The 23,282-nt window shown below is 73.3% G+C and carries 20 protein-coding genes; 5 read left to right on the top strand and 15 right to left on the bottom strand.

The annotated features are described in order from the left end of the window. Positions 1-68: 68 nt before the first annotated feature. The 11 genes from ACFV57_RS14660 to ACFV57_RS14610 all read right to left on the bottom strand — a co-directional run bounded on the left by ACFV57_RS14660 (position 69) and on the right by ACFV57_RS14610 (position 12,386). Entirely contained in the window at positions 69-1,637 is a 1,569-nt protein-coding gene (locus ACFV57_RS14660) for a M48 family metalloprotease (RefSeq protein WP_385230629.1), read from the bottom strand. Positions 1,638-1,777: 140 nt separating this feature from the next. After that, positions 1,778-2,617: a thioesterase II family protein gene (locus ACFV57_RS14655; RefSeq protein WP_385230626.1), complete on the bottom strand. Its 840-nt coding sequence runs from the start codon at positions 2,615-2,617 to the stop codon at positions 1,778-1,780. Then, positions 2,614-3,417: a thioesterase II family protein gene (locus tag ACFV57_RS14650; RefSeq protein WP_385230623.1), complete on the bottom strand. Its 804-nt coding sequence runs from the start codon at positions 3,415-3,417 to the stop codon at positions 2,614-2,616. Before ACFV57_RS14650 ends, ACFV57_RS14655 begins: the two co-directional genes overlap by 4 nt. Continuing rightward, a complete protein-coding gene (locus ACFV57_RS14645; RefSeq protein WP_385230620.1) occupies positions 3,414-5,252 on the bottom strand; it encodes a non-ribosomal peptide synthetase in 1,839 nt (612 codons plus the stop codon). Before ACFV57_RS14645 ends, ACFV57_RS14650 begins: the two co-directional genes overlap by 4 nt. Further along, a complete protein-coding gene (locus ACFV57_RS14640) occupies positions 5,249-6,484 on the bottom strand; it encodes a cytochrome P450 (RefSeq protein WP_385230617.1) in 1,236 nt (411 codons plus the stop codon). Before ACFV57_RS14640 ends, ACFV57_RS14645 begins: the two co-directional genes overlap by 4 nt. Continuing rightward, on the bottom strand, positions 6,481-7,344 hold the full coding sequence (locus tag ACFV57_RS14635; protein WP_385230614.1) for a class I SAM-dependent methyltransferase: 864 nt from the start codon (positions 7,342-7,344) through the stop codon (positions 6,481-6,483). The genes ACFV57_RS14640 and ACFV57_RS14635 overlap by 4 nt, the downstream gene beginning before the upstream one ends. After that, complete coding sequence (locus ACFV57_RS14630) at positions 7,341-8,156, bottom strand: hypothetical protein (RefSeq protein ID WP_385230611.1); 816 nt, start codon at positions 8,154-8,156, stop codon at positions 7,341-7,343. The genes ACFV57_RS14635 and ACFV57_RS14630 overlap by 4 nt, the downstream gene beginning before the upstream one ends. Before the next feature lie 188 nt (positions 8,157-8,344). Continuing rightward, a complete protein-coding gene (locus ACFV57_RS14625) occupies positions 8,345-8,869 on the bottom strand; it encodes an EF-hand domain-containing protein (RefSeq protein WP_385230608.1) in 525 nt (174 codons plus the stop codon). 239 nt (positions 8,870-9,108) lie between these two features. After that, positions 9,109-9,396 carry a phosphopantetheine-binding protein gene (locus ACFV57_RS14620; protein ID WP_385230605.1) on the bottom strand — a complete coding sequence of 96 codons (288 nt, stop codon included), beginning with the start codon at positions 9,394-9,396 and terminating at the stop codon, positions 9,109-9,111. Further along, positions 9,393-11,000 (bottom strand): amino acid adenylation domain-containing protein, encoded by a 1,608-nt coding sequence (locus ACFV57_RS14615; RefSeq protein WP_385230602.1) that lies wholly within the window; start codon positions 10,998-11,000, stop codon positions 9,393-9,395. Before ACFV57_RS14615 ends, ACFV57_RS14620 begins: the two co-directional genes overlap by 4 nt. Positions 11,001-11,042: 42 nt before the next feature. After that, positions 11,043-12,386, bottom strand: a complete 1,344-nt coding sequence (locus ACFV57_RS14610; protein WP_385230600.1) for a cytochrome P450 — start codon at positions 12,384-12,386, stop codon at positions 11,043-11,045. A gap of 330 nt (positions 12,387-12,716) precedes the next feature. On the opposite strand from ACFV57_RS14610, the gene ACFV57_RS14605 reads away from it, so the two are divergent. Continuing rightward, a complete protein-coding gene (locus ACFV57_RS14605) occupies positions 12,717-13,412 on the top strand; it encodes a response regulator (protein WP_385230597.1) in 696 nt (231 codons plus the stop codon). 50 nt (positions 13,413-13,462) lie between these two features. Here the strand turns inward: ACFV57_RS14605 and ACFV57_RS14600 are convergent, their stop codons facing one another. The 3 genes from ACFV57_RS14600 to ACFV57_RS14590 form a co-directional block, all read right to left on the bottom strand. Then, positions 13,463-14,986 carry a carboxylesterase/lipase family protein gene (locus ACFV57_RS14600; RefSeq protein ID WP_385230594.1) on the bottom strand — a complete coding sequence of 508 codons (1,524 nt, stop codon included), beginning with the start codon at positions 14,984-14,986 and terminating at the stop codon, positions 13,463-13,465. Then, positions 14,983-16,704, bottom strand: a complete 1,722-nt coding sequence (locus ACFV57_RS14595; RefSeq protein WP_385230591.1) for a GAF domain-containing protein — start codon at positions 16,702-16,704, stop codon at positions 14,983-14,985. The genes ACFV57_RS14600 and ACFV57_RS14595 overlap by 4 nt, the downstream gene beginning before the upstream one ends. A gap of 125 nt (positions 16,705-16,829) precedes the next feature. After that, complete coding sequence (locus tag ACFV57_RS14590; protein ID WP_385230588.1) at positions 16,830-17,705, bottom strand: universal stress protein; 876 nt, start codon at positions 17,703-17,705, stop codon at positions 16,830-16,832. A gap of 229 nt (positions 17,706-17,934) precedes the next feature. On the opposite strand from ACFV57_RS14590, the gene ACFV57_RS14585 reads away from it, so the two are divergent. From ACFV57_RS14585 to ACFV57_RS14570, 4 genes are read left to right on the top strand one after another with little or no spacing between them, the layout of a single operon-like run. After that, a complete protein-coding gene (locus ACFV57_RS14585) occupies positions 17,935-20,628 on the top strand; it encodes a GNAT family N-acetyltransferase (RefSeq protein WP_385230585.1) in 2,694 nt (897 codons plus the stop codon). A 14-nt stretch (positions 20,629-20,642) separates the two neighbouring features. Continuing rightward, positions 20,643-21,530 carry a universal stress protein gene (locus ACFV57_RS14580; protein WP_385230583.1) on the top strand — a complete coding sequence of 296 codons (888 nt, stop codon included), beginning with the start codon at positions 20,643-20,645 and terminating at the stop codon, positions 21,528-21,530. A gap of 51 nt (positions 21,531-21,581) precedes the next feature. Beyond that, the gene (locus ACFV57_RS14575; RefSeq protein ID WP_385230580.1) at positions 21,582-22,304 is read left to right on the top strand and encodes a CBS domain-containing protein; all 723 of its coding nucleotides are present in this window, start codon (positions 21,582-21,584) and stop codon (positions 22,302-22,304) included. Positions 22,305-22,339: 35 nt separating this feature from the next. Beyond that, positions 22,340-22,852 carry a flavodoxin domain-containing protein gene (locus ACFV57_RS14570; protein ID WP_385230577.1) on the top strand — a complete coding sequence of 171 codons (513 nt, stop codon included), beginning with the start codon at positions 22,340-22,342 and terminating at the stop codon, positions 22,850-22,852. 25 nt (positions 22,853-22,877) lie between these two features. Here the strand turns inward: ACFV57_RS14570 and ACFV57_RS14565 are convergent, their stop codons facing one another. Then, positions 22,878-23,279, bottom strand: coding sequence for a MerR family transcriptional regulator (locus tag ACFV57_RS14565; protein ID WP_385230574.1), 402 nt, complete (start codon positions 23,277-23,279; stop codon positions 22,878-22,880). Between the last annotated feature and the right edge of the window lie 3 nt (positions 23,280-23,282).

The raw sequence follows: 23,282 nt of genomic DNA, 5'->3' as shown, positions 1-23,282 counted from the left end.
GGTGGATGAGGGGGATGGCGGGCGCCCGGTTCGACCGGCTCCCCGCACTTGACGGCTGTTCGCCGGGTTCAGCGGCCGAGGAGGGCGCGCAGCGGCTTCGTGTCCGGGGCGTCCGCGACGGCCGCCCGTACCGCCGCCTCCAGTTCCTCCGCCACGTCCCGGTCCCCCGGCAGTCGCAGCCGGGGAGCGGCGGACCAGCACAGCTCCCAACGCGCCCCGGCCGCCTCCACCACGGCCAGTTCCGCCAGGTGGTCCATGCCGTGCTCCAGGTCCGGGCGCAGGAACTCGCGTGCGGCCCGGCCGGTCGCCCGGGCGGCTTCCGGCGACTTGGGCAGGTTGCCGGCGACCTCCCACAGCCGCCCCGAGTCGGCGGCGTCGAGCAGGGCCGTCAGTTCCGCCGCCGGGCCGCCCGGCGCGAGCCCGGCTGCGGCCAGCGCCGCCCGCAGCGGCCGCGCGCGGGTTTCCGTCAGCGCGTACGCCGCCCGGTGCGTCAGGTCCGGCCAGTCGGCCCGTTCCATGGCCTGGGCTTCCGGTGTGAGGACGACGCCCTCCAGTTCCACCAGCACCCGCCCGGCATCACGCAACGGCATCGGCGCGGACCGTGTCGGAGCCGCGGCCGGGACGTCGTCGGGCAGTGCCTCGATCAGCCGCACGCGTTCGGCGACCGGCGGATGCGAATCGTACGGGGACATCTCGCCGGGCGGAGGATCTTCGCGCAGCTTCGCCAGAACGACCCGCAGCTCGGGGTCGTCGAGCAGGCGCCGTACGCCGCCGCAGACCTCGCCGCGCGGCGGAAGCAGCCCTGCCCGGGCGCCCAGTGCGAGGTACCGGCCCAGGTAGAAGTCGTGGGCGGCCTCCAGGACCGCGATCTCGCGCAGTGCCGAGGCTGTCGCGTCCCGGCCCGCGACCTGGGCTGCCACCCGGTCGGCGGCGAGTTCCTGCTGCCGTCCCACACTGTGGGTGGCCCGCAGGTAGAACCGCGCGTACGCCTGGAACGGCCGGCCCATCGCCCTGTACAGGGACGGGCTGAGCAGCTGCCGGTGTCCGAAGCGGGACCGCGTCTTCTGCGCCCGCTCCCGCTGTGGCTCCCGGAAGCCCTCCACCGTCCGCAGCACGCTGTCGCGGCCGCGCAGGGTGATGCCGGCGAGGCGGGTGTCCGCGTTGCCGTAGTGGCCGAGTTCGTGGGCGATGACCGAGCGCAGCTGCGGCTCGTCGAGCCCGATCAGCAGCGGTACGCCGAGGTACAGACGGCGCCGGCCGGGCAGCAGGCCGAGCAGCCGGGTCTTCTCGTGGACGGCCGCGTTCACCTCTCCGGTGAGGAGGACGGCGTCGGGCGCGCGGGTGCCGGTCCGTTCGGCCAGCGAGCGTACGGCGCGCCACAGTTCGGGCTGCTCGGCCTCGGTGACCGGCAGTCCGTCGGCGCCGTCCCGGCCGCCCGCGCCGAGCGTGCCGATGCCCCGCACGACCGGCAGGCCCAGCAGAGCGGCGATGACCGTGACCGTGAGCGCGCTCCCGAGCGGAGCCCGGAACCAGGCCACGGCGGCGGCGCCGGTGAGCACACCGAGTACGACGAGGGCGAGAACGTAGAAGCCGGCCAGCAGGAACAGTGCGCGCAGCGCGCGCAGAGATGTGCCCACAGGGCAGAGTCCCCCCACAAACAACCAACAGAAAAACAGAGCGAGAGGATCATATGTGCGACTTGGGGGTGGTCCGGACCATTTTTCGTGATCACCGCACCGCGCCGGGGGCGGGTCCGGGCCGCACCGGGCCGGGCCCGTCACTCCGGGAGCGGCCCCATGCCGGGGGACGCGGTGCCGGGTGACACAGCGCCTGGAAGCGCGGTGCCGGGTGACGCGGTGCGGGCAGCTGACAAGCCGTGGGCGATCTCCTTGAGAATCCGGTCGCGCTCGGTGCGGAGGGCGAAGTGCGTGCCGGGGAGAGGGACGTGCCGGAAGAACCCCCGGGTCTCCCGCTGCCATGCCGGAAGGGTCCCGGGGGGAACCACGGCGTCATGGCGGGCGGCGAAGACCGTCAGCGGGCAGGGCAGGCAGGCGGGGCCCGGATAGTCGTACTGTTCGGCGAAATGCAGGTCGGCGCGCAGGCAGCGCAGGAAAAGACGCATGAACGGCGGGCTGTTGAGGACGTCTTCCGGAGTGCCGCCCATGCGGCGCAGGTAGGCGATCAGCTGGTCGTCGGTCTGGCCGCTGTGGCCGCTGTCCGTCTGCGGCCAGCGCGGGGCCGGCTGCCCGCCGACGAACAGGTGCAGCAGGTTGCCCCGGAGTTCGGGGGCCAGCGACCGCGCCAGCTCGTACATGACCAGGGCGCCGGTGCTGTAGCCGAACAGCGCGAACGGTGCGGCGAGGAGGGGCCGGGCGGCGGCGGCCAGCTGCGTGACCAGTTCCGGCAGGGCGGTGATGCAGGATTCGCGCGCGCGGAATTCCCGGCCGGGCAGGGCGACCGCGGCCACCCGCGCCCGGCCCGCCATGGCGTCCTTCCAGGGCCGGAACTCCCCGGGGCCGGCGCCCGATCCGGCCAGGCACAGCAGCGCGGGCGGTTCTGCGTCCGGTGAGACGCCGGGGAACCAGAGCTCGAACGCACGGGAGGTCCGCGGGGTCATGTCCGGGGCTCCGCGTGGCTCAGTTCGCGCAGTTCCTGTTCCAGAAGGCGGAGGAAGGGGGCGCGCTGTTCGCGGAGGAAGAAGTGCCCGCCGGGCAGGGTGTGGCGGTGGAACCGGCCGGTGGTCAGCCGTGCCCACGCGTCGAGGTCCGCGGCGTCGGCCTCGAAGTCGTCCTGGCCGCCGAAGGCCGTGACGGGGCAGGTCAGGGGCGGTGTGAGGGCGGCGGTGTACGCCTCGCGGATACGGTACGAGGCCCGCACGTCGCGCAGCAGCCAGGTGGCGAACCAGGCTTCGTCGAGCAGTTCCGTGGGGGTCCCGCCGAGGTGGCGGAGCCAGTCCAGCAGGTCGGTGTCGCCGAGGCCGCCGACCTCCCCGTGCGGGGCGGGGCGGCCGGGCGCGGCCAGGCCCGAGACCAGGAGCCCTTGGACGCGGTGCGGCTGCCGGGCGCCGATCCTGCGGGCCAGCTCGTACATGACCAGGGCGCCGAAGCTGTGGCCGAACAGGATCAGCGGCAGCGGCGCGGCGCCTTCGGCCGCCTCCAGTGCCGTCGTCAGCCCTGTCATGAGGGCCGACAGGTCCGTGTACGGCTCCTCGCGCAGGCGTTTTTCGCGGCCGGGGAGCTGGACGGGCCACAGTTCGGTGTCCGGGGGCAGCACCGCGTGCCAGGACACGAACTCCGACGGCCCGCTGCCGGCGCCCGCCAGGCACAGCAGGCGCCGGCGGGGGCCGGGCCGCCGGGTGACGTAGCTGAACCAGGGCCCGGGTCCGCCGGGGCCGGTCTGCCGGGTCGGTGTGCTCATGTCCGCTCCGCGCCGCGCTCGTCGAGGACGGTGGCCAGTTCCGCCGGGGTCGGGTTCTCGAAGACGTCGACGGGATCGAGGTCGACGCCGAGGTCCTCGATCACCTGGCGCAGCAGCCGCGCCATGGTCACCGACGTCATGCCGATCAGGAACAGGTCGTCGCGCGGGGAGACGGCGGGGACGCCCAGCAGCGTCGCCGCGAGAGCCGTGAGCCAGGACTCGGTGGCGGTTCCCGGGGTGGATGTCCGGTCCTGCTGGGCGGCGACCTCTTTGTCCGGCGCGGGCAGGGCGGTGACGTCCAGCTTTCCCCACGGAGTCAGCGGCAGCGCCGCCATGGGCACGTACAGGCTGGGCACCATCTGGATCGGCAGCCGTTGTTCGAGCCATTCGGTGAGGGCGTACCGGTCGACCGCGGCGTCCTGGCGGGGGACGACGTAGGCCACCAGGCGGGGGCCGTCCCGGCGCACGGTGCAGTCGTGGACGGTGGGGTGCCGGCTCAGGACGTGGCGTACTTCGCCGAGTTCGATCCTGACGCCGCCGAGTTTGACCTGTTCGTCGTCGCGCCCGACGAATCTCAGGCCGCCCGCGGCGTCCCGGACGACGATGTCTCCCGTGCGGAAGGCGCGTCCCGTGGGAGTGGCGGGAAAGCGTTCGGCGGTCAGCTCGTCGTGGTCGAGGTATCCGGCGGCCAGGCCGGCACCGCCGATGTACGCCTCGCCGGGCGTCCCCGGCGGGACGGGCCGGAGCTGCCGGTCGAGGACGGTGAGGGAGCAGCCGGGGATGGGGCGCCCCAGGGGCACCGAGTTGCCGCTGCCGGCCGTTTCGTCGCCGTGCCCGGCCGTTCCGTCGTCGTGTCCGGCCGTTCCGTCGTCGTGTCCGGCCGTTCCGTCGTCGTGTCCGGCCGTTCCGTCGTAGCGGCCGAGCGTTTCGTCGTCGAGTTCGGCGTAGCTGGTCCAGATGGTGCCTTCGGTGACGCCGTAGGCGTTGACCAGTCGCCGCCCGGCCGCCCAGGTTCGTGCCGGGCCGGGGAGGAGGGCCTCGCCGGCGCTGACGACCAGGTGGAGGCCGGGGACCTGCTCGGGCCGCAGGGCGCGCAGCCCCGAGGGAGTGATCACTGCGGCGGTGGCCCGCGTCCGGGTGAGGAACCGCTCCAGCGGTGGCCCCGGGTAGCGGTCGTCCGGCGTGGCGACGTGCAGACAGGCGCCCGCGGTCAGCGCCAGGGTGATTTCGAAGAGGAACGCGTCGACGCACCAAGGGGCCAGCTGCGCCACCCGGTCGCCGGGCGTGATCCCGAAGACCGTGCGCTGGGCGTGCGCCACATTGGCCAGCGCCGCGTGGGTGCACACCACCCCTTTGGGAGTGCCGGTGCTGCCGGAGGTGTGGATGACGTACGCGGCGCCGGGCGTCGCGCCGAGGGTGCGGGGCGCGTTGCCGTTGTCGGTGACCGCGTACGGCTCGGTGCCCGCGCCTTCGGACAGCGTCAGCCGGACCCCGGCGAGACCCGTGATCTCCCGCTGCCGCAACGGTGGTTGCACGGGATCGAGCGGTACGAGCACGCCGCCGGACCGCAGCACGCCGAGCAGCGCGCCGACACCCGCGGCGGACGGCGTCATGCGTACGGCCACCGGTTCGCCGGGCCGGATGCCCCGTCGGCGCAGTTCCCTCGCGCACAGGCCGGCGCGGGCCGAGAGGGCCGCGTAGTCGATACGGCCGTCGGCGGCGTCGACGGCAGCGGCGGTCGGCCGGCGGCGGACGTGTTCCTCCACCATGTCGGGCACGCAAGCGCCGCCGGCGCCGGTGGCGGCCGCTGCCGAGCCGTCCTGGACCAGAGTCATGCGGTTCTCCCCTTCTGCGCAGGGCTGCTCAGCGAGAGCGGAACGTGCAGCGGGCACGGCAGGTTCACGTTGTCCGACCACGGCCCGCAGGGGCGCGACAGGGTCGGGTGCCGTCCGGCGCCGAAGAGGTGCTCCAGCACGAGTCTCCCTTCGAGGCGTGCCAGCCGGGCGCCCGGACAGCGGTGTCTGCCGTGGCCGAACGCGCTGTGCCGGGTGAGTGCGCCACGGTCCCCGCGATCGGACAGCGCGCTCCAGTTGGCGGCGGCGAGCAGCACCACGACCGACTCCCCCGATCGCAGCCGCCGGCCGCCCAGCTCGGTGTCCCGGGTGACCAGCCGTCCCACGAACCGGGACGGGGAGACCCGGGCGAGCAGCTCCTCCACCTCGGCTTCCGGCGGCAGGTCCGTCCCGAGCGGGCCCCACGAGGGGCGGACGCGTTCGAGTACCGCGCCCGCGAGGAAGCCGGTGGTCGTCTGGTGTCCGGCGGCGATGAGCATGAGGAGGTTGGCGGCGATGTCGGTGTCGGTGACCGTCGCGGTGGCGTCCGCCCCGGCGATCAGGGCGCTCAGGCTGTCCGGTCCGGGCGCGGCCCGGCGGTGCCCGACCAGGTCGCGCGCGTAGTCGGTGAACTCGGCGACCCGTGCGTACACTCCGGGATCGGCCTCGGGGGCGACGCCGGTCACGATGCGGGTGTAGGCGTCCGACCAGACCCGCATCGCCGGCAGGTCGGCGGCCGGGAGGCCGAACAGCCGGGCGATCGCTTCCAGTGGGAGCGGCCGGGCGAGGTCGGTGGTGACGTCCAGGTGGTGGCCTCCGCCGGCGTCGGCCAGTTCCGCGACCTTGCGCCGCATCCACGGGGCGAGGGCGTCGATCCGGCCGGGCGCGAGGGCGTGACGGATGACGCGCGCCCAGGTGGTGTGCGCCGGGCCGTCCAGGAAGAGGGCCTGCCGGGCGAGTACGTCGCCGACGAGGTCCCGCGTGTCGGGCGGATCGCCCGGCGTCGTGGAGCGGCCCAGCCCCGACAGCCGTACGGCGCTGTACTCCTCGCCCGTGCACACCCGCGCCGCCTCGACAGGGCCCGCGACCAGCCAGGTCCCCGCGTACGGGTCCCAGTGGACGGGTGCTTCCCGGCTCAGGCGGGAGAACAGGCTGCGGGCGTCCTGGCGCCCTTTCCGCGACGACAGCGCATAGAGGCTCAGCGACCGGTCGTGCGGTGGCCGAGGGGCGGTCATGCGCTGCCTTCCGGCGAGTCGGTGACGGCCGGCGAAGGGGGCCCGTCCGGTCCGGCCACCGCCGTGCAGTCCGCGATCAGGATCTGCGGGCAGGAAAGGTGGTTCCGCCAGAAGGCGTCGCCGAACAGGCGGCGGCCTTCGTCGGAAACCGCCGGTGTCACCCAGGTGAGGTGACCGAATCCGGCTTCCCGGAATGCGCGCTCATGGGCCGCCACCGACCAGCGGTACGCGTCGAGCGTCACCGCACCGTCGCCCACCCGTATTCTCGCCCGGTACGGAAAACCGTCGGCCGCCGTGCCGTGCTCCGTTCCGGGCGCGCTCACGACCTCGTAGCCGTACGGGGCGTACCAGCCCGGCACCGTGGAGATATCCGGGTTCAATACGGCCGTGACGAAGCGCCCGCCTTCGTGCCTGAGCGAGCGGCGCGCCGTCCGGCACATGGCGGTCAGCTCCTGCTGGGTGCTCGCGTAGGGAAGCGCGTACACGCAGAACACCACATCGCAGGTGCCGTCGATTTCCGTGTCCGGTGCGGCGGGTGGACGAGCGGCATTCCGGTGCAGATACCGCAGTCCGCGCGGTTCGTCGCGTTCCCGCTGCCGGGCGTATTCCAGCATCCCTTCCGAGATGTCGATCCCGGTGACCATCGCCGCACCCCGTTCCCGCAGGAGCCGTGTGTACTGCCCGGCACCACAGCCCATGTCCAGCACGGTCTTTCCGCGGATGTCGCCGAGCACTTCCAGCAAGGTGTGGCGCTCGCTGTGCAGCCGTACGGGATTCTCCGCGGCCATCAGCGCGTAGTCGTGGGCCAGCAGGTCGAACCGGCTGCCCGCGCCCTTCTTCCGCACCGGTGACCGGCTCACGCGGAGACGAGGTCGTCCGTGGGGCAACCGGATGCCAGCAGCGCGGCGTCGAGCACGTCCCACAGCGCCGTCAGGGCATCGAGGAAAATATCCACGCCCTCGGTGATCAGCGCCTCGGTGGTGGGGCCGAGGACCGATCCGACGGCGGCGATCGCGTTCTTCTCGTGCTGTTCCTCCGCGCCGATCTCGCCCCAGTGTTCCAGCAGGTAGTGCATTTCGGGGTCTTCGAGGGCGACGCCGTAGTGGCCGGAGTCGATCAGCGCGGCCTTCCAGCCGGGAATCAGGTGCCGGTTGGAAATCATCTCCAGTGCCAGCGCCGTTCCGAGGTTGCGGAGCGTGGCTTCCCGGCCGGTCCGCTGCCTGCCGGCGAAGACCGCACGCGCGCGGCGTGTCTGCGCCAGCAGTCCGGTTTCCGGGTCGTATCCCGGCAGGTTCCCGAGGAGGTGGTCGGAGTACTCCTTGAGACCGGATTCGACCAGGCCCTGGTCGTGGATGTCGGGGAAGACCGTCCGGCCGGCGGCGCGGTTGACGAGGTGTCCCGCCATCGTCGCGAGGTCGGCGCCGTGGTTCTCCTCGCTCTCGACGATCTCCTGGAGCAGTGCGCTCTCGGCCGAGAGCCGGTGCGTCGCCAGGGCCCGGGGGAACTGCCCGCCCGGCCGGGTGGCGTCGCAGAAACTCCGGATCTGGTGGAACAGGGCCGCCAGAACGGCGCTGCCGGGCGGCGCCTGCCGCCAGTGGTCGAAGATCGGGTGGTGGTGGCACCGGTGGTCGCGGATGCGGCTCACCAGGTCGTCGACAGCGGTCGCGGTCATGGCGTCGTACTCCTCCGTGGTCGAAGATCAGGGCGCATGGCCGTGATCGCGCGATGTTGCGGCACGGTCGTCTGCGAACCGGTGCCGACCTGCGGGAACGCCCTTGTCATGGCAAGGGGTTCCCGCAGGTCGCGGGGTCGGGCACGACACGTCCGCCAGCCGTGCCCGAGGTGTGCCGGCGAGCGCTCCTAGCCGAGCATCCCGATGTTCGACTCCCCGAGGACGTAGCTCTTGATCGCCGAGATGAACTCGTCGACGGAGACCTTGCCGTCCTTGTCGGTGTCGATGGCCCGGTACGACTCGGCCGCGGCCTCCTTGGGGACGCCGATGACCGTGAGCCACTTGCCGTACTCCTCCTGGCTGATCTCGCCGTCGGCGTCGCACAGGTTGGCGCAGGCGTGTGCGTACGGTGCCAGGACCTCGCCGAAGCCCGCGCCGCCCCGGTCGGTGATGGCGGCCTTCGACGCCGCGACGAACTCCTCGCGGCGCAGTTCGCCGCCCGTCGCCCCGGCCTTGCGCACGAGGTACTCGTAGACCGCCAGGTAGCTGTTCTCCAGGGCGAGAGCGCGCGGCGAGTCCGGGTCGGCGCCGAAAGCGCGGATCAGACTGTTCGCCTCCTGCTCGAAGTCGGAGCGGTCGATACGGCCGTCCTTGTTCGCGTCGAAGTGCTCGAAACGCAATTCGAAGACCTGAGCCGCGTTGTCCGTCGCCATGTTTCGCCTCCACGCGCATCGGTGAGTCCGACGGTCGAATGTGGAACGAGCGCTTCACGAGAGATTTCTCGGCGCCGCTGCGAAAACTACTGGGGGTCCGTACCGCTCGCAAGCAACCGTTCAAGCCAGGCGGCCGGCGGATGAAATCGCGCCCCGGCTTGTAATTCGGGTGCTGTTGTTGTGCGGTGTGGCAACCGGTGAGTTCGCGGAAACGGGAGTGCACGGTGCGGGTGGCGGAATCAGCCGTCGGCGAGCGAGACGTCGACGGCCTTCGCCAGCGCGCCGAGCCGGGGATCTTCATAGAGCTGCTCGGGTGTCAGTACGTCGGGGCCGAATCTCTTCTCCACCCGCTGCAGGAATCGGATGGCCATGACCGACGTGCCGCCGGCCTCGAAGAAGTTCTCCCCGGTACCGGCCGCGGAGCGCCCCAGGAGGTCGCGCCACATATCCGCGAGGATCGCCTCCGTAGGGGTCGTTCGGACCAGCCCTTCAGGGGCGGCGGGAGCCGGTTCGGCGACATCGCTCACGGCGCGGACGCTCCTTGCGGATCGGTGAAGTGCGCGAGCAGGGCCCGGCCGTCGACTTTTCCGTTCGGGGTCAAAGGAAAGGTGTCGCAGAGATATATCTGTGCCGGGACCATGTAGCGAGGAAGTTTCGCCGCCAGGTGGGCACGCAGGATTTCCGGCGTGATGTCCGGGACGGCGGGGACGACGAACGCCACCAGTGACCTCTCGCCGCGACGGTCGCGGACCGTCACATAACTGCGTTTGACCGCCACGTTTTCGTTGAGGTGGTGGCTGATCTCACCCAGCTCGATGCGATAGCTGTTCACCTTGACCTGGTCGTCCAGGCGCCCGTCGAAGACCACGTCGCCGCTGGGCAGCAGATGCCCCCGGTCCCCCGTCCGGTAGAGGCGCTCCGGCACGCCGTCGACGCGACGGTGGATGAAATGCTTACGGGTCAGCTCCGGCAGCCCCAGATAACCGGCCGCCAGCCCGTCCCCGGCCAGGCAGATCTCCCCGCTCTCCCCCGGTTCGCACAGCCTTTCCGCGGCGTCGTCGAGAAGGTAGAGCCGGGTGTTCTGGATGGGTTTCCCGATCGGCAGCGGGGCGTCCTCGCGCGGCGGCTCGTCCACGGGGAAGAAGGTGCCGATGCAGGTGCACTCGGTGGGGCCGTACAGATTGACCACGCGGCCGGGCCCGTACGTCCGTACCGCCTTGGCCATGTGCCGGATCGAGTGGGCCTCGCCGCCGGAGGTGATGGTGGCCACGGTTTCCAGGGCTTCCGGAGCTTCGTCGACGACCAGGTTGAACAGGGCCGTGGTCAGGAGCGTGATGGTCACGCGCCCGTCCTTCACGACCTTGTCGAGCACGGACAGGCGGATCGGCTCGGCGGGATACAGCACCGACACCCCGCCGTTGAGGAGCGCTCCCCAGATCTCCCAGGTGGCGATGTCGAACGTGACGGGTGTGATCTGCAGGACGCGGCTGTGCGCGTTCATCGGTCCGTACGTGGGGCCGTGCACCAGCCGGTTGATGCCGCGGTGGAAGATCGGTACGCCTTTGGGCCGGCCCATCGAGCCGGAAGTGAAGTTGACGCAGGCGATGCTGTCGGGACCCGACCGGCGCGGCGGGTTCGTGTCCTCACCCGCCTCCGTGTGCGCCCAGCTCGGCAGGACGCGGCAAACGGCACCGCCGAGCCGTTGCGCGAGCGCCGCCGGCCGGTCGCCGAGCACCCAGGTACTGCCGGCGTCGTCGAGGACGTACCGGAGCCGCTCGTCCGGCCAGCCGGGGTCCAGCGGCACGTAGGCCGCGCCCGCTTTCAGGATTCCCAGCAGCGCCACCAGCATCTCCGGCGAACGGGCCACACACACGCCGATCGTGGCGCCCGGCCCGACGCCTCTCCCCCGCAAGGTGCGCGCCAGTCCGTTGGCGAGCCGGTTGAGTCGGCCGTAGCTCAGTTCACGGCCCCCCTGCACGACCGCGGGCGCGTCCGGGCGGCGCGCGGCCCAGTACTCGAAGCGCTCCGGCAGGCTGCTGTCGCGCGGATAGGGCCTCGACGTCCGGTTGATCTCGCGGTGGGCGGCCAGGGCGGTGTCGGAGCAGCTCAGCTTCTGCATCGCGGATTTCACGCTTTCAGGAGGCTGGACGGGGTGCGGCGGCCTGCTCGCTGCTCAAGGGCCGCACCTCCGGCGCAGGCGCATGCGCAGTGCGTGCGGGGCGAGCGCGAGGCGTGGTGCGGGGCGTACCCGTTCGCGAGGGAGGGGTTCGAGCCGCCAGCGCGCGGCCATGGAGGCCAGCGCGAGCGTGGCTTCGGTCTTGGCGAATTCGTCCCCGATGCACTTGCGGGCCCCGCCGCCGAACGGTGTGAAGGCCTGCTCGGAACGGGGACAGACGGTCCCGTCCTCCCACCGGCCGGGGTCGAACCGGTCGGGGTCCGGATAGAAGCCGGGATGGTGGTGCAGGACGTACGGGCTGAAGACCAGGACACTGCCGCTCGGCAGGCGCTGTCCGGCCAGTTCGGTTTCCGCTGAGGTACGCCGGGTCAGCAGCCAGACCGGCGGGTACAGGCGCAGCGTCTCGGTGATGATCCGCGCGGTCGTCCGCAGCTTCGGGATGTCGTCGTAGTGGGCGGTGCGGCCCGCGAGTACGGCGTCGACCTCGTCGTGCAGCCGGGCCTCGGCCTCCGGGTGGTGCGCCAGCAGGTGCCACGCCCAGGACAGCGCGGGCGACACCGTCTCGCTGCCGGCGGAGAAGAAGGTGAGGACCTGGTCGTGGATCTCGTCGTCGGTCAGGCCGTGCGCGTCGTCGTCGCGGGCGGCCAGCAGCATCGACATCAGGTCGCCGTGGTCGACGCCCGCCCTGCGGTAGTCGGCGATCAGTTGGTGGGTGTGGTGCTCCAAGCGGCGCCGGGCGCGCAGGAAGCGGCGGTTTCCCGGCGTCGGAATCCGGTCCAGCCACGCGAACGGCACGATCAGGCGCCGGGCCACACCGGTGAAGATCTCCGTCGTGGCCTGCTGGATCTCGGCCAGCACCGCGGGGTCGACATCGCCGGCGAACAGGGTCCGGGTCGCGACGCCGGTACTGAACGCGTTCATGACCGCGACCACGTCGAGCACCTGCCCGTCGCTCCAGGACCGGGTGACCGCGTCCACCTGCCCGGACATCACCTCCGCGTACCCGGGCAGCCGGTTCCGGTGGAAGGCGGGCTGCACCAGTCGCCGCTGCCTGCGGTGGTACCGGTGCTCACAGGTCACCAGGCCGTTGCCGCCCACCTCGCGCAGCTTGTCGTAGGTCGGGCCGCCCTTGTCGAAGAGGCGGTCGTCGACCAGGACCTGATGGATCAGCGTGGGATGGCACACCACGTAGGCCGGCCACGGGCCCAGCCGAATCCGGACCAGATCGCCGTGCGCGGGCAGGGCGGCCATGAAATCCAGTGACGACCTGCCGATGGCGGGGATGTGGCCCAGCAGGGGCACGGCTCCAGGGGCGGCGCCGAACGTCAACGTGGCGGACATGGCCCGTCAGTCCCTTCTACGCAACGACTGCGGCAGAGGACGGCCTCGGGTGCTCACCGGCAAACGGCTCTCAACCTTGCCGCCGCCACGACCGCCGCACAACGTGCCGATTGAGTCGAAACGGCCGTTCCCTCCCGTGGCACGCGATGACGCCGCCGGGCGGCACGGAGATGCGCTCCTGCGGGTACCGTGCGGCCGCCACGGGGATGACCGGGTCTGGCGGGAAACCGGCACCCGGGCTCCGGGCATCGCGCACCGCCCGCTGTCGGGCCCGTCCGGGAAGGAGCATCATCTAGGCGGTCCGCCACGCCCAGGACGGAGCGACGCCCCATGACCACACCGGCACCGGACACCCCCGCCCCGATCCGCGTCTTCCTGCTGGACGACCACGAGGTGGTGCGCCGGGGTGTGCGTGATCTGCTCGACGGCGAGCCGGACATCGAGGTGGTGGGCGAGGCCGCCGACCGGCGCGAAGCCCTGGCCAGGGCGCCCGCCCTGCGCCCCCGGGTCGCGGTGCTGGACGTACGGCTCGGTTCGGGCGACGCGGGCGGCGACCACGAGGGCATCGAGGTGTGCCGGGAACTGCGCGCCCGGATGCCGGAGCTGGCCTGTCTGATGCTCACGTCCTTCGACGACGACGAGGCGCTGTTCGACGCGATCATGGCGGGCGCCGCCGGGTACGTCCTCAAGCAGATCAAGGGCTCCGACCTGGTGTCGGCCGTACGGACGGTGGCGGCCGGGGCGTCCCTGCTCGACCCGGGCGCCACCGCGCGGGTCATGGCCCGGGTCCGCGGCGAGGAGGACCCCGTACCGCCCGAACTGGCCCGCCTCTCCCCCAGGGAGCGGGAGATCCTCGAACTCGTCGGCGAGGGGCTGACCAACCGGCAGATCGCCCACCGCCTCTACCTCGCGGAGAAGACCGTCAAGAACCGCATCTCCGTGATCCTCGCGAAGCTCGGCGTGGGCCGCCGTATCCAGGCGGCGGTCCTCGCCGAGCGGATTCGTGACCGGGACCCGGAGAACTGAGCCGGGCGGGCGTGCGGCCCGGGGGCGGTCCGGGGCCGGCCCGTCGCCGGTTACCCGCCGTCCGCCGGTCCGAGCGCGGCGAAGGCCCAGTCCGCCCAGATCAGACGTGATGTCTGCGCCGGGTACGGCACCGTGACGGAGTCCGCGGTGAACACCCGGGTCAGCCGGTCCTCGGGCCGGTACGGGACCCAGCCGGGGTCGTCGGTCCGGGCGAAGCCGGTCCAGGACGCCATCATCGACTCCGAAAGGGCCCTGGCCTCGGCGGAGGGTTCCTTCCCCAGGAGCGCTTCCGCGATCTCCCCGTCGAAGGCGCCGAAGACCAGCGGGACGTCGAGCCCGTGGCAGGCGCCGAGCGCGCCGTCCATCGCCGGGCTCGGCCAGGCCAGTTCGTACAGGTACGCGGTGCCGCCGCCGGCGACGTGGGCCTCGGCCAGATGGAGGCTGGGCATGCGGAACAGCCAGTCGGACAGCACCAGATCCTGCATGTCGGTGGGGTTCGCGGCCGGGTACCCCGTCCGGTAGGCGCGCGCTCCCTCGGGGCCGGGCGCGCACCATCCGAGGGTGGCGGCGGCTTCGTCCTCGGTGACCTTTCCGCGCCGCCCCGAGAGCGCGGTGAACCCCCGGCATTCGTCCCGGGTGTGCCCCACGACGAGGCCGATACCGGCGCTCTGCCCGGTGCGCAGCGCTTCCCACGGTGTCCGCGGCAGCACCTCGCCGTCGACCACGGGCGCGAACGGCATCTGTGCACGGGCCGCCCGACCCCACCGCGGGTGGCGGCCTGCCATCCCGTTCCATACGGAGTCCGCCGCGTCCCGCAGGGCGTCGGGCGTCACCGGTGCGAGCGCGGCGCGGGTGGGGGCCACGCCCAGTTCGGCGGCGACGGCCCGGCCGATGTCCGCGGCCAGCGGCACGGTGAAGAAGGTGCCCGGCACGCTCTGCGCCACGGCCCGGTGGAAGAGGCCGGCCGCGCGGGGCATCGCCATCAGCGCGGCCACCGCGCCCGCGCCGGCGGACTCGCCGAAGACGGTCACCCGGCCCGGGTCGCCGCCGAAGGCCGCGATGTTGTCGCGGACCCATTCCAGCGCGGTGATCTGGTCCAGCAGGGCCCGGTTGGGCGGCGCGTCCGCGAACTGCCCGTAGCCTTCCGCGCCCACCCGGTGGTTGAAGGTGACGACGACGGTGTCCCGCCGCGCCAGGCCCGTACCGTCGTAGCCGGGCCCGTCGGCCGAACCGATCATGTACATACCGCCGTAGATCCAGACCATGACCGCGAGCCCCGCCGCGCCGGGATCGGGGCTGAAGACGTTGACGGTCAGCCAGTCGTCCGCGCCCTTCGTGCCGGGCCGGCCGGTGCCGTAGCCGAGTGCGAGGGACTGCGGCGGCGGGGGCCCGAAGGCGTCGGCCTCGCGGACGCCTTCCCAGGGCAGGGCGGGCACGGGCGCCGCCAGGTGCAGGTCGCCGACGGGCGGCCGGGCGTACGGGATGCCCAGGAAGACGGCCACGCCGTCCTGCCATTGGCCCCGGACGGAGCCGCGCGCCGTACGGACTTCGGGTGCCGGGGTGGTTCGGGTCATGTGGTTCCTTTCGTCCGGGGTGCCGTCTGGAGCGGCACGCGCCACACCACCGTGGTGCCGCCCGAGCCCGCGCGCTCCGCCACCTCGGCGGTGCCGCCGAGCAGTTCGGCGCGCCGCCGCATGTTGGCCAGTCCGCCGCCGGGGGCGCTGCCCGCGATGCCCGTCCCGTCATCGGCGATCTCCAGGACGATGTCGTCCTGGACGCTGAGGCGGACCTCCGCGTGCCGGGCGTGTGCGTGCCGGGCGATGTTGCTGAGGGCCTCGGCGAGCACCGCCAGGACGTGTTCGGCGGTCGCCGCCGGGATGTCGGTGTCGACCCGGCCGTCCATGGTGAGGGAGGGGGCGAAGCCGAGCGGCCCGGCCGCCGCGGTGACGGCCTCGACGGCCCGGCGGCGCAGGCCCGCCGGATTCCGCCCGCCGCTGTCGGTACGGAGTTCGAAGATCGTGGAGCGGATGATCTTTATGGTCTCGTCCAGGTCGTCCACCACCCGGCCCACCCGCTCGGCCGCTTCGGGGCGGTCGATGAGCCGCCCCGCGCTCTGCAGCGTCATGCCCGCGGCGAACAGCCGCTGGATGGCGAGATCGTGCAGGTCCCGGGCGATCCGGTCGCGGTCGTGCAGCAGGGCGACCTGTTCCGCCTCGCGGCGGTGGCGACCCAGTTCCAGGGCGAGCGCCGCCTGGGCCGCGAAGCCGGACAGCAGCTCCACCTCTGCGTCGTCGAACGGTGCCCGGCCGGTCAGCCGGCTCAGCCGCAGCGCGCCGGTGGCGTGCTGGTCGAGCGGGAGGGGCACGGTGACGACCGGGCCGTACGCCCGCCGTCCGGAGTGGGGCATGGCATGGGCGCGAGGGTCCGTACGGATGTCCGCCGTCACGACGGGCTCTCCCGTGCGCGCGGCCAGCCCCGCCAGCGAGCCCCGCAACGGCACCACCTCTCCGGACAGCAGTTCGGCGTCCCGGCCGTGTGCCACCTCGACGGCCAGGTCGTCGGAGCCGGGTCTCGGCAGCAGGACCGCCGCCGCGTCCGCGCGCGCGACCTCGCGTGCGCGCCGCACGATCAGGGACAGCACCTCGTCCGCGTGCGTGCCGGCCAGGAGACTGCGGGTGATCTCGCCCAGCGCTTCCAGGCGTTGTTCGCGGCGCAGGCTCTCGTGGTAGAGGCGGGCGTTGTCGATGGCCACGCCGGCCGCGACCGCCAGCGTGGTCAGGACCGCTTCGTCGTCGGCGTCGAACAGGGCGCCGCCGTGCTTCTCGGTGAGGTAGAGGTTGCCGAAGACCTCGCCGCGGACCCGGATCGGCACGCCGAGGAAGGTCCGCATCGGCGGGTGGTGCGCGGGGAAGCCGTAGCTGGCCGGATGCCGGGACAGGTCGGCCAGCCGCAGGGGCTCGGGGTGGCGGATCAGCTCGCCGAGGATCCCGTGTCCGGCGGGCAGCGGGCCGATCTTCTCGATCAGTTCGCCGGACATGCCGACCGGCAGGAAGTCGGAGAGGTACGCGCCCCGGCCGACCGTGCCCAGTGCCCCGTACTCGGCGTCGGCGAGGATCACTGCCGCCTCCACGATGCGCCGCAGCACCTGGGAGAGGTCGAGTTCACGGCCCACGCCCAGGACCGCTTCCAGGAGGCTGTGCATACGGCTCTGGACCACCCGCGCGGCGTCCAGCCGCGCCTGCAGCTCGTCCAGCAGTTCGTCCAGGCGCAACTGCGGCAGGGAACGAGGCATTCGCCGGTCCCCTCCGCCCCCGTCCGTCATCGGCCGCCCCTCCCCGTCCGGCCCCTTGTCTTGCAGCGTAGGCCGCCGGGCAGGGTGCGGGGAGTCCGGCGCGCGGGCGGGTTTCGGCCGCCGGATCAGCTGTGCGGTACGACGGCCACCGGGCACTCGGCGTGGTGGAGCACGGCGTGGTTGACCAGGCCCAGTTGGAGTCCGTGGGCGTTGGTGCGCCGCTTGGCGCCGACCACCAGCAGGGCGGCGGTGGCGGAGGCGGCGAGCAGGGTGTCGCGGGGCGTGCCTTCGGCGGGCCGGAGCGTCAGCGGGACGTCGGGGTGCGCGGCGGCCGCCGACCGCATCGCGCCGTCGAGGATGTCCGTCGCCCGCTGTGTGTGTTCCGCCGTTCTGGCGTGCTGCGGCCCGCCCTCCTCCGGCAGTCCGCTGTGGGCACACCGCCAGGCGTGGACGGCTTCGACCGTGCCGTGGCGCAGCAGCGCCTCCGTGTACGCGAACATCACCTGGGCCTCACTGCGCGAGCCCTCGTCGACGCCGACGACGATCCGGCTCCCGGCATCCGCCCGGCGTGCGGTGCTTCCCCGTACGACGATCACGGGGCACCGGGCGCGCGCCACGACCCCGAGGCTCACCGAACCCAGCAACAGCGAGGAGAGTTCGCCCCGGCCGCGGTGGCCCATGACCAAAAGGGCGGCGGTGTGGCCCGCTTCGACGAGCGCGGACGCCGCGTCCTGGGCTGCCAGCTGCGTGGTGGTGGCCAGTTCCGGGAACTGCTTGGCGACCCGTTCTGCGGCGCTGTCCAGCACGCGCTGCTCCTCGACGCGCTCCGCGGACGGCTTGTCGGTGCAGGACGGCAGCGCCCCTTCGTAGCGTTCCCACGCCGACGCGAGGACGATCCGCAGCGGCAGCCCCCGCAGCCGGGCCTCCTGCGCCGCCCAGTCCACGGCTTCCAGGCTGCCGTTCGAACCGTCGACGCCCACGACCACGGGCCGCTCCACCATGTCCATCACTCCTGCGGGCTGTTCTGCGGATGCGTCGCTCGCACCGTGCTCCCCCGGCGCCCGTCCGTGCAGGGGCGGATCGGGCCATGCCCAGGGCCGTTCGGCCCAGGGCCAGGAGGTGAGCCGCGGTCGCACTCTGGCAGTGCAGGGCTGCGGGTCCGCTTCCCGGCGCCGCCGGTTCGGCGGCAGAGCCCGGCAGCAGGCCCCGCCTCGACCTTGAGGAGCTGTGATGACGCGTGCCGCACGGCCCGGCAGCAGTGTTCACGCGCTGCTTTCCGACGGCACCACGGTCTGCATCCGGCCCGCCGGGCCCGGCGACCACGGGCGGGTGCTGCGGATGTTCACCGGCATGTCCCCCGAAAACCTGCGGCTGCGGTTCTTCACCGTGGGCACCGACTCCGCAGTCCTGGCCGCGGACCGCGTCTGCGCCGCGGAGGACGGGGACGGCGGGGCACTGCTCGCGCTCGCCGGTGACGAGGTCACCGGCACCGCCGAGTTCCACCGCCGGGACCCCGGCCGGGCGTCCGCCGACATCGGCCTCGCCGTAGCCGACGCCTGGCACGGCCGCGGCATCGGCACCCTGCTGCTGGAGCACCTGGTGCACGCCGCCCGCAGGGCCGGCGTCCGCAGGTTCACCGCCGACGCCCTCACCGAGAACCACCTCATGCTGAAGGTCATCTCCGACCTAGGCCTGCGCACCGCCCGGCGCTTCGACGGGCCCGAGGTGCACTGCACCATCGAACTGGCCGAGGACGAACCGTACTTGAGCGCCGTGGAGGCCCGGGGCCGCACCGCCGGCGTAGCCAGTCTCCAGCCCCTCCTGCGGCCCGCCTCGGTCGCCGTCGTCGGCGCCGGACGTGCGCCGTCGTCGGTCGGCCGCGCGCTGCTCGGCAACCTCCGCGCGCACGGCTTCACCGGCCGGCTCGCCGCCGTGAACCCGCACGCCGGCACCATCGACGGCACGCCCTGCCACCCGTCGGTCGAGCAGCTGCCCTACGTGCCCGACCTCGCGGTCCTGGCCGTACCCGCCGCAGCCGTACCCGACGCCGCCGAACAGTGCGGCAAGCACGGCGTCAAGGCCCTGGTCACCGTCGCATCCGGACTCGACGACGGCCAGGCGAAGGGGCTGCTGGCCGCCTGCCGGCGCCACGGGATGCGGCTGGTGGGCCCCAACTGCCTGGGCCTGGCCAACACCGATCGCGCCGTACGGCTGGACGCGACGTTCGCCGCGCAACCGCCCCGTCCGGGCACCGCGGGGGTCGCCGTGCAGTCCGGCGGGGTCGGCATCGCGCTGCTCGGCGCCCTGTCCCGGCTCGGCATCGGTGTGTCCTCCTTCGTCTCGCTCGGCGACAAGTACGACGTCAGCGGCAACGACCTGCTGCAGTGGTGGGAGAGCGACGGCGTCACCGACCTGGCGCTGCTGCACCTGGAGTCCTTCGGCAACCCGCGCGGCTTCTCGCGCACCGCCCGCCGGGTGGCCCGCGCCATGCCCGTCCTGACCGTGGACGCGGGCCGCTCGGAGGCCGGGCGGCGTGCCGCCGCCTCGCACACCGCGGCCGTCGCCACCCCCACCATGACCCGCCGGGCCCTGTTCACCCAGGCCGGAATCATCGCCACCGACAGCATCGGCGACCTCGTCGCGACCGCCGCCCTGCTGCGTACCCAACCGCTTCCGGCGGGGCCGCGGACCGCCGTGGTCAGCAACGCGGGCGGGGCGGCCGTGCTGGCCGCGGACGCCTGCGCGGAGGCCGGGCTCGGGGTGCCCGAGCTGCCGGCGCCGCTCGTCCGCGAACTCCTCGGCGTGCTCCCCGCCGGAGCACGTGCCGTCAACCCTGTGGACGCCACCGCCGCCGTCTCCGGGACGCAGCTGGCGGCCTGCCTGGACCTGCTGACCCGGCACGGCGCCGTGGACAGCGTCCTCGTGGTGCTCGTGCCCACCGCACTCTCCGCGGCGACCGGGGACGACCCGACCCGGGTCCTCGTCCCGCCGTCCGGGACAAGGCCCCGCCCGGTCGTCGCGGCCCTGCTCGACCAGGACGTGCCCGTACGGCTGCTGGACGGCCCCGGAACCGCCGTTCCGGCCTACGCCGAGCCGTCCGCCGCCGCGCGGGCCCTCGCCCACGCCGTCTCCTACGCCCACTGGCGCGCCGAACCACTGGGCACCGTCCCCCCGCTCGACGGCATCGACACCGAGGCCGCCACGGCGCTCGTGACGGACTTCCTGGCCCGCCACCCCGACGGCGGCTGGGCCGGCCCGCGGCTGTGCGGGGCGCTGCTGGACGCGTACGGCATCCGGCAGCCGCCCTGGGAGTGGGTGGCCGACGCCGATACGGCGGTGGCCGCGGCGGAGCGGCTCGGCGGCGGCCGGATGGCGCTCAAGGCGTACTGGCCGGGTCTGTTGCACAAGACCGACGTGGGAGCGCTGCACCTGGACCTGGAAGGCGCCGCGCAGATCCGCGCCGCGTACGCGCGGCTGTCCGGGCGCTTCGCGGACGTGATGACCGGCGCGGTGCTCCAGCCGATGGCCGGGCGGGGCGTCGAACTGGTCGCGGGCGTCGTCCAGGACCAGGTGTTCGGGCCGCTGGTGCTCTTCGGCCTCGGCGGCACCGCCACCGAGATCCTCGCCGACCACGCCGCCCGCCTCGCGCCGCTCACCGACCGGGACGTCCACGCGCTGATCACCGCTCCCCGGTGCGCGCCGCTGCTGTTCGGCCACCGCACCGGCCGCCCCGCCGACCTCGAAGGGCTCGAACAGCTGCTGCTGCGCCTGTCCCGCATGGCGTGCGACCTGCCGCAGCTGGCCGAGGCCGACCTCAACCCCGTACTCGCCCGCCCGGACGCGGTCCTCCCCCTGGACGTCCGCATCCGGCTGCTGCCCCACACCGCGCGCGATCCCTACCTGCGCCGTCTGCGCGCCCGCTGAAGGAGGCCTTCGCGATGGCACCGGAACCCTTCCCCGGCCGGGTGGTCGTCGGCTTCGACGGCTCCGGGCCCGCCGTACGCGCCCTCGACCGCGCCGCCGACGAAGCCGTACGCCACGGCGCGTCCCTGGAAATCCTCTGCGGCTGGCCCTGGGGCAAGCACCCGCTGCCCGACTTCGGGGTCACCGACGAGACCGGCAAGCTGCTCTACAGCAGCGCACGGCGCCTGGTCGACACCGCCACCGAACGCGTCCGCGCCCGCGCCCCGCACCTGGCCGTCAGCGAGTCGCTGACCACGGAGTCCGCGGCTCGCGCACTGCTGCGCTGCGGCCGCCACGCCGCGCTGACCGTCGTCGGCACCCGGGGCCACGGCGGCTTCGCCGGGCTGCTGCTCGGCTCGGTGAGCCTGCGCGTGGCAGCCCACTGCACCACGCCCCTGATGGTCGTACGCGGCGACCAGGGGGCCGAACGGGACCGCGTCCTCGTCGGCGTCGAATCGGACGACGACACCGACGCCCTGCGCTACGCCTTCCAGGAAGCCGTGCGGCGCCGCTGCGAACTGCACGTGCTGCACGCCTGGCAGTACCCGGCGGCGCCCCGCGGCTCGCACAGCCCCTCGTACCACCTGAGCTGGGACGAACTGGAGCACCTGCGCAAGAGCGCCGAAGCCGTGCCCCAGTACGCCGCCGCGCCCCTGCGCGTGGCGTACCCGGGCGTCACCGTGCGCGCCGAGGCCGTCCGTGAACGGGCCGCGCAGGCCCTCGTCACGGCGAGCCGGGAGGCCGACGTGGCCGTACTGTCCGCCCACCGCCGCCCCCGCCACATCGGCCTGCAACTGGGCCCCGTCGCCCACGCGATGCTGCACCACGCGCACTGCCCGGTCGTGCTGGTCCCCGCCGGCTGACCGCGGACCCACCACAGCCAAGAGCACCCGGCCTCAGGGGGGAAGAAGGCAATGAACCACCGGCTGATCGACCAGGTCATGAACCGTGACGTCGTCAGGACCGGCCCCGCCGCCTCCTTCAAGGAGGTGGCCGACCTGCTGGCGCGGCACGGTGTCGGCGGAGTCCCCGTCGTCGATGGGGACGACAAGGTCCTGGGCGTCGTGTCCGAGACCGACCTCCTGCTCCGCCAGGCGGCCCGGGAGGACCCGCCGCACCGCCAAAACGCCCTCCTCTCCTGGCGCCCGCGCAGGTCACGCGGCACCGGGGCCCGCGGCCGTACGGCCCGGGAGCTGATGTCCTCGCCCGCCGTGACGGCCGGCCCGCGGCAGACCGTCACCGAGGCGGCCCGCGTCATGGCCTCGCACCACGTCGAACGCCTCCCGGTCGTCGACGACGAGGGCCGTCTCATGGGCATCGTCACCCGCAGCGATCTGCTGTCCGTCTTCCGCCGCTCCGACGCCGCCATCCGCGACGAGATCATCGAGGACGTCCTCGTGCGTACTCTCTGGCTCGCCCCGCACACCGTCGGGGTGACCGTCGACGACGGCGTCGTCACCCTCACCGGAAAGCTCCGGCGACGCAGCGAAGTGCCCATCGCGGTACGGCTGGCCGGGCGCGTCGACGGCGTCGTCAGCGTCACCGACCGGCTCGCCTACCAGGAGGACGACTCCCATCTGCGCCCCACCGAACAGGCCCTGCACGGCATCGCCGAGGCATGGCTCCGCAAGATCTGACCCCTTGCACACGTACGCCACGGAGGTGCACCACCATGGCCAACCAGCGTGTCCTGGTCGCGTACGGCTCGACGAACCAGGGAACCGCGGGCATCGCCGAGGAGATCGCGGCGACGCTCGGCAAGGAGGGCCTCACCGCGGAGGCCCGTCCGGCCGCCGAGATCGGCGACCTGGCGGCCTACGACGCGGTCGTCCTGGGCGGCGGCCTGTACGCCGGCCGCTGGCACCGCGACGCACGGCGCCTCGTACGCAGGCTGCGGGCCCCACTGCGCGACCGCCCGGTGTGGTTCTTCAGCAGCGGCCCGCTCGACGCCAGCGCCACCGAGAAGGACATCCCGCCCGCCCGGGGAGTCCGGCGCGCCATGTCCCGCGTCACAGCACGCGGCCACGTCACCTTCGGCGGCCGGCTCGCCCCGTACCCGAAGGGCCGCCTCGCCCGCTCGATGGCCAAGCGGGGAATGGCCCACGACTGGCGGGACTTCGACCAGGTACAGGCCTGGGCGCGCGCCGTCGCGGCCGAGTTGCACGAGCGGGGGCGGTCTCAGTGATCTTCAACGGGTGACGGTCGGCGCGCTACTCGTCACCCGAAGCGCGACGGGTCCCGTCGGCCGCGGCGTCAAGGCCGGCGGGGGCCGCCGTGCCCGAGAGGTACCGGTCGAGCATCTCGCGGCGCCGAGCGATCTGCTGCTCCTGGCGGGCGAGTTCGTCGCGGACCTGCCGGACGCGGGCCAGGAGCTGCGTGCACCCGCCCGGAGGCGGCGTGGGTGAGGTGCAGGGCAGGATGTCCCTGATGATCTGGGAGGGCAGCCCCGCGCGGTACAGGTCCTGGATGAAGGCGACCTGGCGCACGGCTTCCGCACCGTACTCCCGGTATCCGTTGGGGCGGCGGTCGCTGGAGAGCAGCCCTTGGTTCTCGTAGTAGCGCAGCGAACGGGTGCTGGCCCCGGTGGCCCTGCTCAGTTCTCCGATGCGCACGCC

This window comes from Streptomyces sp. NPDC059788 (assembly GCF_042732265.1).
Classification (GTDB): Bacteria; Actinomycetota; Actinomycetes; order Streptomycetales; family Streptomycetaceae; genus Streptomyces.
This window is presented reverse-complemented; position numbering and strand designations above follow the sequence as displayed.